Genomic DNA, 261 nt, shown 5'->3' with positions numbered 1-261 from the left:
CGGCGCCGGCAACGGCATTCTGACCATCACAAGGGGAACGTTGCCGTTGATCCTGTTCGATCATCGCAGCTACGGCACGCTGGTCGGCCGGCTCATCGTTCCGAGCTTCATTCTGCCCGCGGCGGCGCCATTGGTCTATGCGATCGTGATCGACCGGTTCGGCAACACCAGCGCGCTTTATCTTTCCACCGGCCTCGCCATGATGACGCTCGTCGCGGCTGCCATACTGAAACTGCTGTTTCCGAGGGCTCCCTGAGGCCG

At 62.5% G+C, this 261-nt stretch carries 1 pseudogene; it reads left to right on the top strand.

The features are described 5' to 3' along the window. Positions 1–256, top strand: a pseudogene (locus FNJ47_RS47025) (MFS transporter); the annotation flags it as partial. Positions 257–261: the final 5 nt, after the last annotated feature.

This window comes from Bradyrhizobium uaiense, from assembly GCF_010811875.1.
In the GTDB taxonomy this organism is placed as follows: Bacteria; Pseudomonadota; Alphaproteobacteria; order Rhizobiales; family Xanthobacteraceae; genus Bradyrhizobium; species Bradyrhizobium uaiense.
Note: the sequence above shows the minus strand (reverse complement) of the source record. Positions and strands in the feature narration are given on the sequence as shown.